Origin of the sequence: Bergeriella denitrificans NBRC 102155, assembly GCF_001592185.1 — a bacterium.
Classification (GTDB): domain Bacteria; phylum Pseudomonadota; class Gammaproteobacteria; order Burkholderiales; family Neisseriaceae; genus Neisseria; species Neisseria denitrificans.
The window spans coordinates 1-1991 of the sequence record NZ_BCWL01000285.1; the positions used below are offsets into that span (position 1 = coordinate 1).

At 55.2% G+C, this 1991-nt stretch carries 1 protein-coding gene; it reads right to left on the reverse strand.

The genetic code is table 11. The features are described from left to right. Nucleotides 1-159: 159 nt before the first annotated feature. Nucleotides 160-1575: a sodium:proton antiporter gene (locus tag BDE01S_RS10235; RefSeq protein WP_066081189.1), complete on the reverse strand. Its 1416-nt coding sequence runs from the start codon at nt 1573-1575 to the stop codon at nt 160-162. Nucleotides 1576-1991: the final 416 nt, after the last annotated feature.

A 1991-nucleotide genomic window follows, 5' to 3' on the forward strand; every position in this document is an offset into this window, starting at 1 on the left:
TGTGCGGTAGCAGCGTGGCGGTGTCGGTAATCGGGCAGCTTAGGGGTTCGGGGCGCGTCATTGCGAGCCAATACCGTAGCAGAATTTACTCTCTGGTTATATAAAAAAAGCCGTCTGAAAATCGATGTTTCAGACGGCTTTTGCGGATCAAACCCGCTATCAGAAGAGTTCCAATACAAAGAAAATCACGGTGTGCAGGATAAAGACCGGCACCAGGATGCTGAACGACCACACCATATAGCCGAAGAAGCTCGGCATTTTGATGCCGCGTTGCTCGGCGATGGCTTTCACCATGAAGTTGGGGGCGTTACCGATATAGGTCAGCGCGCCCATGAAGACCGAGCCCATGGAGATGGCCAGCAGGGTGTGCAGCAGCTTGCCGGTCATCAGCGCGGCTGCGTCGCCGCCTGCCATATTGAAGAAAACCAAATAGGTCGGCGCGTTATCCAGGAAGGCGGAGAGCAGGCCGCTCATCCAGAAATACATGGTGTTAATCGGATTGCCTTCGGCATCGTGTACCATGGCAACCACGCCGCTGAGGGCGCCGGCTTCGCCCGCTTTCAAAATGGCGAGTACCGGAGCGATGGTGATGAAGATGCCGAGAAAGAGTTTGCCGACTTCGGCAATCGGGTCGAAGTTGAACTCGTTACCCGCGCGCACGGGCTTGGGAGTGGCCAGCAGCGAGACGGCGGCCAGTACCAGCAGAATGCCGTCGCGCACCAGGTTTTGCAGGGCGTAGCGGCTGCCGAGGATTTCAAAGCCTTCGTGGGCAGGCTTCCACATACCCGACATCAATACCGCGCCGACCACGCCGGCCAGCAGCAGAAAGTTGAATTTGCCGTCAATCTGCAGCTTGCCGCCGCTTGCGGGCGCTTCGGCCTGCGGCAGGTTTTCGCGGCGGAACAGGTAGCTGTCGAGGCAGTAGAACACGCTCAGCAAAATGGCGACGCTGATGATGACGGGCAGCAGCATGTGTTGCACCGTCCACATAAAATCCACGCCTTTCAGAAAGCCGAGAAAGAGCGGCGGGTCGCCCAGCGGGGTCAGGCCGCCGCCGATATTGGCGACGAGAATGATGAAGAAGACGATAACGTGCACTTTGTGCTTGCGGCCTTCGTTGGCCTTAATCAGCGGGCGGATCATCAGCATGGCCGCGCCCGTCGTACCCATGACGGAAGCCAGCGCGGTGCCGACCGCCAGCATGCCGGTATTGAGTTTGGCTGAGCCTTGCAGGTTGCCCGATACCAGAATGCCGCCGGAGATGGTGTAAAGCGCCAAAAGCAGCAGGATAAAGGGGATGTATTCTTCCACCAGGGCGTGCGCGACGGTGTGGACGGCGGCGGTGGTACCGAAAGTCAGAGTAAAGGGAATGAGAAACAGAATGGTCCAAAACGCGGTGATTTTGCCGAAATGGTGATGCCAGAAATGCGGCATCAGCAGCGGGCAGAGCGCGATGGAGAGCAAAATCAGGGCGAAAGGCAGACCCCAAAGCAGGCTGAGCGTGGCGCCGTCGAAATCGGCGGCGTGTGCCAGAGCGGGAGTAAAGAGCAGGGCTGACAGAGGCAGGTGGCGCATATGATTCCTTTTTTCTTATCCGGAAAAATCAGAGCCGTCTGAAAATACGGCACTGCGCGCCCGCAAGGCCATACGGCAGCCGCGCCGATCCGACAGAGCGGCAGCGGCGGTTCGGTATCGCTGCGGGTAATCTGATTGTAAAGGAAAAACAGGGTGGAAACTAGACAAAAGTATTAAGCATTTGCGCGATGAGGCGGTAGGATAAGCGTTTGGCGCGTTAAGCTGTGAAAAAAGATTTTTAAAAATAGCGGTTTATTTTTGATGAAAAATAACTATCGGTATTTTTGTTTGGATTGTTATATTAGAATAAATTAATTTCTCTGACTAGATATCGTGAACACGCGTTTGGGATAAGTAGCATCTGACCGCGTCCAACCCGTATCCATGCCAAAAGGCTGTTTGAAAATCCACATTTT